The sequence below is a fragment of the Microcystis sp. M090S1 genome (assembly GCF_020246295.1).
In the GTDB taxonomy this organism is placed as follows: domain Bacteria; phylum Cyanobacteriota; class Cyanobacteriia; order Cyanobacteriales; family Microcystaceae; genus Microcystis; species Microcystis aeruginosa.
On record NZ_JADBTF010000182.1, the window covers coordinates 1 to 7,971 of the forward strand.

A 7,971-nucleotide genomic window follows, 5' to 3' on the forward strand; every position below is an offset into this window, starting at 1 on the left:
AGGGCATACCGGAACCTTTGGGCTCGATCCAATAAACGCTTGGGGAGAGAATACCTCTACTTTTTCAGAAGCAATTCTGTCTAAGCAAGTAATCTCTGTGAACCAAGAATCCCCGTCTCTTTAGAGCGGGGAGTGTCAAAACAGGTTTGGCAAAATACTTCCCTAACTATTCCCCAATCTTTCCCCGATTTAAAATGATTTCCGGTCTTAATTATCTGAGCAAAGCTAGTTATCGCTGTATCTTGAGTTTAGGCAGTGCCGGCAGTATTTTAAGTCTCGCTAGTGCCAGCAGCATTTTAAGTCTGGTTAGTATCAGCAGTATGCTCAGTATTGGCAGTGTCGGCAGTATTCTCAGTATTGGCAGTGTCGGCAGTATTCTCAGTGTCGGCAGTGTCGGCAGTATATTTGGCATCTTTCAATATCATTCTCTGCCTAACCATCCTGAGTAGGTCTAATGAACTACTCCTCACCGCTTCTTTACTGTGGGGCGATCGCTTTTTATGCAAACAAAATAGAAAGGTTATTAATCGGATTAAGGGATTTATGAGGCTGCGGCAAAACTAACGCGACGATAAATTTCTAGCAAGGGAAGTTCAACGTTTAAACTCTCCAGAGGGATTATTTGACTAAGTTGATCGTAGGTTTGTAGTTGCCAGCGATCGCTCTGTGCGAGTCTAAAATATTGCTCAATGTAGGGTTCAGTTTGGCTAACGAGCAGATATTCACAAAAACTTGGCAGGGAACGATATTTTCTAAATTTATCACCTCGATCATATGCTTCCGTGGCGGGGGAAAGCACCTCTACAATAAATAAAGGATTAAGAATTTCGTCTTTGCGATCGCCGTTAAATTCCGGTTCATGGTTAACAACCATGAGATCGGTATAGGTTCCACAATTATATTCAGGAATCCACAGCCGCAGATCGCTGTTATAGAGACGAAAATCCCTATCTCTCAATAAAAATCCCAAAAAAACCGAGATATTGATCGCGATTGCGCTGTGGGTTGCGGTTCCTCCAGGCATAAGAATCATTTCTCCATGGCAATATTCATAACGTTCCTGAGAAGTTTCAGCGATCGCCCGATATGCTTCCAAAGTGACAGGGGTTTTGGTGACTGTCGCAATAGTTGGTTTTTCTTGAGCGATAATCATCTTTGTCTTTCTCCGATATTCTAAGTGGCTGGTTATAATTAAATTAATAATGGATTTTAGGTTCGATCCCCCCTGCCCCCCTTGATAAGGGGGGTGCCGATAGGCGGGGGGATCCCCCTTAATAAGGGGGGCATCTGATAATTTTTAACGCCTACCCACTTATTAATTAATTTTATGGTTATTTTTTAGGGATTGTGGGGAAGCGATCGCTTTTTATCAAAATAGAATTAGAACGGCGATCGCAGTTTTTCTGAGGTGAGAGAGAAAAATTTTTTAAGAGCAAACTATCGTTAATTTGATTGTATGTATTATAATTGAGTCGTTAAATTTAACCAAAATACTATACTGTCCTCATCGAGGTTATTGTTGATGAAATCAGAGTATGATCTCGCTAATATGAAAAGTCGTCCTAATCCTTTTGCTCAACAACTCAAGCGGCAGGTCACTTTACCTTTAAGGATTGATGTCATTGATTTCTTTGAAAAAAAAGCAAAAGAAAAAGGAATTTCTTATCAGGAATTAATTGATTTATATCTTCAGGATTGTGTGACAAACGACCGAGAAATTTCTTTTTAGCGATCGCTTTTTATCAAAATAGAATAGAAAGAGCGATCGCCTTGTGATCATCAATTAATAAAACAATAGAGTTCGGGAAAAATGAGCCAAGAACGTAGGTTGGGTTGAAGCATGAAACCCAACTCCCGCTCATGTTACGCTACCGCTAACCCATCCTACAAATAATTGTGCCTCCCTACTTAATAAAACAATAAAGTTCGGGAAAAATGAGCCAAGCCAGTATTCAATGTTTATCCGATAAAAATTGCTAAAAGCTTGGAATTTGATCGGTTGGCTTTTGAAGATTTGGCTTGGTGGGTTGAGGATGACCGCAAGCAGACTTTAAAAATCATTAGGCTGATTCAGAAAGTTCAACGGCATCCTTTTTAAGGAATTGGTAAACCTGAAAAGTTAAAGATGGAAAGAAAGTCAGGTATTCAGGTTTGCTAATTGTTCCTGAATATTAGCTTGAGTAGAGAGTTTTTCGGATTTTTCCCATAGAGCGTTAAAGATACTTTTATCTGTCTCGACAACTCTTGTTTGATAGGAAATATAACCTGATTCTGTTTGACCATTCATAGTTCTTCTCGCTGTAAAAGAATTTCTGGGAACAGATAAGTTTTCGCTAATCAATAGGTTGGTATCATCCCAACGATAGCCTTCAATATCTTTGGCTTTTTCCTGACAAATCCAAGCAACTTCTATGCCAGAGTTAAGTTGTTCCTGAATCACTTGTAAATGCTTTGGAGTCGGAGCTTCAGGAAGAATAAAGACTCGTTGAATAGAAATCTTCCTTTCGATTAGTTCTTTGTTAACTTCCCAGAATTTTTGACCAAGGGGATTATCCCACCAGATGGAATCTGTCATGGAGTGAATAGCCAAGATTCGAGATTGACTTTGAGGATCAATGTGTTTGAGTAGTTGAGCAACCTTTTCTAAACGGGATTCGCCGCTAATTTCAATGTTAATTTCAGGCATAATTGTGTTAGTCAAAATTGTGCCATCAAGGAGGGTTAGATTATTTTCATCTAATTTAACATCGGTCAAGTTAGCTCCCGTTAGATTAGCTTTGCTCAAATTGGCATGACTTAAATCGGCTCCTGTTAAATCAGCATTAGTTAAATTAACCCTCGAAAGATTAGCCTGACTGAAGTTACATCCCATCAATTTTGCATCGGAAAGATTGCCTAGGGTATCCATTAAATCGACTTGGCTGAAATTCAGTCCCCGAAAATCTCGTTCGCCAATTTTGTGCAAATATGTCAATTCTTTTGTGCTATGAATATCGGGGTGATATTCCTTGGGTGCATAAACGGCAATCATCGCTTTGACGTAGGCGAAAAAATAAGCCTTGAGAATATTTTCATGGGTGTGGATGGTAATCACTTTTTTACCATCATACTCGACCACCACCTTGACAGTTACGTCTCCTTGTTGACCTTCTTTTAAGTTGGCCAAATAGACAGATTTAAGGTGATGTTTAATTTCAACTAAATGAGCTAGAGCCTCATTAAAAGCAGTAAAAAGTGCATCTACTGAACCTTTTTTAAAGGCCGATTCAGTGTAACGCTCTTGGTTTTTTGTATTACATAGGATAACTGTCGCAGCAGTTAAATTGTTGTTAGCACAAAGAATTTCAAAGTTCTCAATTTTCCAGCCTTGAAAAAGCAAAAGATTATCTTCAAAGAATAAGTTGTGTTGAGGCTCGTTTTCTAAAAGCTGATTGAGTTTTACTTTCTCATGTTCCATGGCAGCTTTACCGAGATTTTTGAGAGTTCTTTCGATAGAAGCTGGCGAGGTATCTTCCCCTAAAGACTGTAAGAATAGGGAAGGGGAACCCACAAAAGGATATCCACTGGCAATGAATTCTCGATCTCTGATGGTGATAATACCTGCTACGCTATACTTTCTGGCAATCTCAACTTGAATTGCCGTTTTTAAGTTAACGTTAGGATATTTTTCTAGGTCAATTTCTTTCAAGTCAACTTGACCGACGTTAATCTTACTCAGAAGTTCAATGATCGAACGATTGGCATATTCTTGAGATTTAAGATTTTTGATATTATGCCAAATTTTGATTAATCCTATTTCGCCAATGTAAGGATTAATTTTCCCCTCTAAAACAAGTCCCATAACCCTAGTAGCTTCCCTGTTAAGAGTCGTCTGATTTCGTAATAAAAACTCTTCGATTAGATCAGCATCAATTAAGACTTTCGGAGCTTGAGAAGTATTTTCTTGGGATTGAAATATTGCTAGATTTTTGAGAAAAAAGTCAATATCTACATCAGAGTGAGCAGCAATTTTGTACGAAATTTTATGCAAACTAAGCTTAATTTCGTATTTAAAAAAATCGTCAGAATCTACATAATTGCCCAAATTTAAAAGCGTTTTTATTACTTGAAGCTCAGAGATTTGAGTTGCTTGAGATTCAGGATAGTATTGTCCTATTTTTCTGATAATCCCCGCCCGGCGATCTCTATCCTGTTCATTTTTTAGTTGAGCTAACAATACCAATACATCACTTGTGTCAAGATGGGGACTGGCCAATTTTGTTACGTCCAATAAGTTTTCAGTTTTCATTTGAAATTAATCTCCTCAAAAATGCGCTAGTTTTCAGTGGTCTGATTCTGTACTAATTTTGTCTGAGGCAGATCGTTCTAATTCCGAATTCTCTACGTATCTGCTTGTCAAAATATCGTTAATGACGCAATAACCTTTCTTGAAAAGAATTCTTCTTAGAGAAGTAATTCCCACACGCTCACTTTCATCTAAATCAAGGTAAAGTTTAAGATAGGATCCTAGATTTTTGTTGAAATCCGTGTTTAGATTTTTTTGGCTATGATTGAACATTTCAGCCAAATCATCCGCACAAAAAAGACCTGTAGCCGCCAGATAGAAAATAATTTTGTATTTTGCAGATAGGAATTCGATTTCTGCCAACAAAGCTTGTAGCTTGGCTATATCCAAACCACAGTCTCTTGCCAGATTTTGGGCATCGCATAGTGACGGGGGAGTTGCCATAGAAGTATCTCTCCTTCGGTTGGGGTTGTCATCGATCTTAAGGTAGTCAACATAGCTATATTTGTAGTCACCGATACTTTTTCAAAGTGGATTGCAATAATAACCAGAAAGTTATATTGCTTCTGAGATAGTCCCATAAAACCAAAAGAGAAATCAACCAACAATTATTGCAAGACCCAAAATCTGGTAGAGGTTTGGTTTCCAAATCCAGAAACTACAAGGCTTGGCAACCAATCCCCTACAGAGAATGACAAGAACTCAATCCCCAAAAAACTTCCCTTATATCGCCAATTCTCGACACGGAATTCTATCCTCCCGAATCATCGTAGCCATCTCATAGGTAAAAATATCTAAGTGTCCCCCTTCAGGAGCCTCAAAGCAAAAATCTTCGCCCACGTCAACGACTTGCTCCCGCCATTTTACTATCAAGTCAAAGTTATTTTTGAGAATAGCCATTTTTCCCGTGTCGTTTACATATACACAGTTGATAATTGCTTGATTAACAGTTGCATTCGACATACCATTCCGCTCCATTTCTGCAATACGGGATGAACCTTATGTATGTACGATAATTCAAAATTCTGGAATTGAAAACCAATAATTATTGCAAAGTTAAACCAACAATTGTTGCATCTTTAAATCTCAAATATTATGCAACTTTTGTAGGTTGATATCCAATAATTTACTTGTACAATGAGGGACAAACTTGAAATAAGAGGAGGCCAGTATGTCGCCGAGTCAAAAAGTTAAAGTTCTCCTAATATCTTCCACTCTTGTCGTTCAATTGACTGCCCCTCCAATGGTTGCCATCCCCTACACAACCTCAGCGTGGCTAATCACGGAACTGTTGCCAAGAAAAAATTGATGAGCCTAGATTACTAAAGCCACAATTTGGTAAGCATTTGGTTTCCAAAACTATAAAATTAAAAGCCAATAATTATTGCAAGCTCAAGCCAACAATTGTTGCATCTTTAAACCAATAATTATTGCAAAAAATGATATATTTCTCTACAAAAAAAACAACAATAATTGGTTGAGTTCTTTATTGAGATCGTTGAAAATAATATAAAAAGGTGGTATTGCTACCACCCATCAAACTAAGTTTTTGTGATTTTTATGTTACTACAAAATTGTTCATCTTCGGATACTCGTGAACAAATTCACGAAAAGACTGGGTTTCTGCCAGAATCTTGGGTTACTTGGTTAGTCGCTAAACCTCGCACAGGACAAGCGACACGCCGAAAAACAGCAGGGGAAGAAATCTCTCTAACCTTTTTACTTTTTGCCTTTGGTCTTCTCATCAGCAATTATGCCTTTGTAGATAACGCCCACCTGTGGGCAATTCCCATTAGTCAAGTCTGTTTGCTCTCATCTTTACGGATGCAACGGCTAACCATTATGCACGCTTGCTCTCATAATGCTGTTTTTGCCAATCCTTTTTGGAATGAAGTGTTAGGGGAATTCATTTCAATTCTTACTCTCTCCATGCCTTTTAATAGTTACAAGAAAAAGCATTGCGAAACTCACCATTCCAAAGGATTAATGCGCCCCGGTGATGAAACCTTTGAGTTTTTTTACAAAGCGGGTTTCCGTCCAGAGATGAGTCCGCAGCAAGCATCGCAACACTTAACTAAGCTTATTTTTTCTGCGACTTTCCACTGCCGTCAATTTGGCGATCGCCTAAAAGGGACGTTTTCTTCAACGGACGCAAAACACAACTGGCTGGCTGTCGGTTTTTGGCTCTCGATTTTAAGTTTAGTGATCATTACCCATACTTGGGCCGGGTTTTTATTAGTGTTTGTTCCGACTCTGAGCGTGTTTTTCGAGATCAGTAGCGTACTACGCCAGTGTGTAGAACATAGATTTGCTAAGAAAACTGGCGAAATGACCTCTGCTATTTTTTGTTGCGAAGAGCCGGCTGTTTTCAATGATTTTGACCCCTTTTGGGTCAAATTTTGGGGAGAAACCCGTTGGTGGCTCCGGCTGTTTTTCTACCATTTACCCGTGCGACTGCTGATCCTGACGGGCGATAGTCCAGTACATGACTACCACCACCGACGACCGGCAAGCGATTGGGTAAATGCCCACAGCGATCGCCAAGCGGAAGTAGAAGCGGGTGTTTATTATTCCCACTCCTGGGGATTAGTAGAAGCCATCAACAAAACCTTTGAATCTTTAAGCAAAATGCCACCCCACTAAATTGAGGCTTGAGGGAGATAGTTACAAATGGCTTATCTCCCCAATTTTTTTTGGTTGACATTATCGGTAAGCGTCATTATCTCCGTTGCAACAATTGTTGGCTACAAATGGAGATCGGGATTATAATAAGAATTGTTGGTTGTTAAGAACTAAATTTCTTATTAGCTTAAAAATGTTAGAATCCATACAAAAAACACAATCTCCTTTAGCTTTGGCCTCTGCGTTGGAGGCTGCCATTAAACGAGGCGAAGAAGCGAAGAAGCGGTTCCTATCTAAGCAAGGCGGAACCTTAACCAGCGCTGAGGTTTGTAGTGTTTTAGCCTCTAGTTCTTTGGAATTAGAAACTATGAGGCTCAATCATCGGGTCTTAGGTTTATCTGTCAACGAGGAATTAGTTTATCCCGCTTGGCAATTTGTTGATGGCAAAGTTTTGTCAGGTTTAGACCAAGTGTTAGCCGTCCTAAAAGAAGATGGTGCTTGGACACAAATGCTCTTTCTGCTTACGGGTGATATTCGTTTAGAGGGAGCAACCCCGCTAGAAAAACTCCAAAAGGGAGAAATCGAGCCAGTGGTTTTGGTCGCTAAGTGTTACGGGAGTCATAGCGCGGCGTAATGGGTTTGCCTCCTTCTGTTTGTGGGTTAGTACGTTTGAGAATTAGTTCACCAATTTTATAAAAAATAATATCTCCTGCAAGAATCAAAAATCTTCAGTAGCAGACAAAAGATAAGAGATAACTATCCTATTTATAAAACCTAAGATTATGTCGAATTTATCCGGGGTTTTAGATATTTTGACCCGATAGCGGCTCGATAACTTACTTTTGCAGGAGATCGCCGATCCTCTTGCCCTATTTTGGTAAAATCAACTATAATGGGGAGAAGTTAAGTAGCTGGTTATAATTAAATTAAAAATGGATTTTAGGTTCGATCCCCCCTGCCCCCCTTAATAAGGGGGGTGCCGATAGGCGGGGGGATCCCCCCTTAATCCCCCCTTAATAAGGGGGGCATCTGATAATTTTTAACGCCTACCTACTTAAGCTTTC

9 protein-coding genes are annotated in these 7,971 nt (G+C 39.3%); 5 read left to right on the forward strand and 4 right to left on the reverse strand.

Annotated elements, in window-relative coordinates:
* The first annotated feature begins 194 nt into the window (after positions 1–194).
* Entirely contained in the window at positions 195–449 is a 255-nt protein-coding gene (locus IM477_RS08235) for a hypothetical protein (protein WP_287731309.1), read from the forward strand.
* 92 nt (positions 450–541) lie between these two features.
* Here IM477_RS08235 and IM477_RS08240 read toward each other — a convergent pair whose 3' ends face one another.
* Entirely contained in the window at positions 542–1,153 is a 612-nt protein-coding gene (locus tag IM477_RS08240) for a Uma2 family endonuclease (RefSeq protein WP_110578544.1), read from the reverse strand.
* 369 nt (positions 1,154–1,522) lie between these two features.
* On the opposite strand from IM477_RS08240, the gene IM477_RS08245 reads away from it, so the two are divergent.
* On the forward strand, positions 1,523–1,729 hold the full coding sequence (locus IM477_RS08245) for a UPF0223 family protein (protein WP_002740011.1): 207 nt from the start codon (positions 1,523–1,525) through the stop codon (positions 1,727–1,729).
* Between the two features lie 270 nt (positions 1,730–1,999).
* Positions 2,000–2,098: a type II toxin-antitoxin system YoeB family toxin gene (locus tag IM477_RS08250; protein WP_261779431.1), complete on the forward strand. Its 99-nt coding sequence runs from the start codon at positions 2,000–2,002 to the stop codon at positions 2,096–2,098.
* Positions 2,099–2,137: 39 nt separating this feature from the next.
* Here the strand turns inward: IM477_RS08250 and IM477_RS08255 are convergent, their stop codons facing one another.
* From IM477_RS08255 to IM477_RS08265, 3 genes are all read right to left on the reverse strand, one after another.
* The gene (locus IM477_RS08255; protein WP_287731310.1) at positions 2,138–4,288 is read right to left on the reverse strand and encodes a pentapeptide repeat-containing protein; all 2,151 of its coding nucleotides are present in this window, start codon (positions 4,286–4,288) and stop codon (positions 2,138–2,140) included.
* Between the two features lie 33 nt (positions 4,289–4,321).
* Complete coding sequence (locus IM477_RS08260; protein ID WP_149987632.1) at positions 4,322–4,729, reverse strand: hypothetical protein; 408 nt, start codon at positions 4,727–4,729, stop codon at positions 4,322–4,324.
* A gap of 279 nt (positions 4,730–5,008) precedes the next feature.
* Positions 5,009–5,248: a DUF1830 domain-containing protein gene (locus IM477_RS08265; protein ID WP_190723151.1), complete on the reverse strand. Its 240-nt coding sequence runs from the start codon at positions 5,246–5,248 to the stop codon at positions 5,009–5,011.
* Between the two features lie 597 nt (positions 5,249–5,845).
* On the opposite strand from IM477_RS08265, the gene IM477_RS08270 reads away from it, so the two are divergent.
* Positions 5,846–6,928: a fatty acid desaturase gene (locus IM477_RS08270; RefSeq protein ID WP_190723150.1), complete on the forward strand. Its 1,083-nt coding sequence runs from the start codon at positions 5,846–5,848 to the stop codon at positions 6,926–6,928.
* A gap of 172 nt (positions 6,929–7,100) precedes the next feature.
* Positions 7,101–7,541 (forward strand): hypothetical protein, encoded by a 441-nt coding sequence (locus tag IM477_RS08275; protein WP_287731314.1) that lies wholly within the window; start codon positions 7,101–7,103, stop codon positions 7,539–7,541.
* Positions 7,542–7,971 lie beyond the last annotated feature (430 nt).

Coding starts and splice junctions, on each gene's coding strand:
- IM477_RS08235 (WP_287731309.1), top strand. CDS start 195: ATGATTTCCGGTCTTAATTATCTGAGCAAAGCTAGTTATCGCTGTATC.
- IM477_RS08240 (WP_110578544.1), bottom strand. CDS start 1,153: ATGATTATCGCTCAAGAAAAACCAACTATTGCGACAGTCACCAAAACC.
- IM477_RS08245 (WP_002740011.1), top strand. CDS start 1,523: ATGAAATCAGAGTATGATCTCGCTAATATGAAAAGTCGTCCTAATCCT.
- IM477_RS08255 (WP_287731310.1), bottom strand. CDS start 4,288: ATGAAAACTGAAAACTTATTGGACGTAACAAAATTGGCCAGTCCCCAT.
- IM477_RS08260 (WP_149987632.1), bottom strand. CDS start 4,729: ATGGCAACTCCCCCGTCACTATGCGATGCCCAAAATCTGGCAAGAGAC.
- IM477_RS08265 (WP_190723151.1), bottom strand. CDS start 5,248: ATGTCGAATGCAACTGTTAATCAAGCAATTATCAACTGTGTATATGTA.
- IM477_RS08270 (WP_190723150.1), top strand. CDS start 5,846: ATGTTACTACAAAATTGTTCATCTTCGGATACTCGTGAACAAATTCAC.
- IM477_RS08275 (WP_287731314.1), top strand. CDS start 7,101: ATGTTAGAATCCATACAAAAAACACAATCTCCTTTAGCTTTGGCCTCT.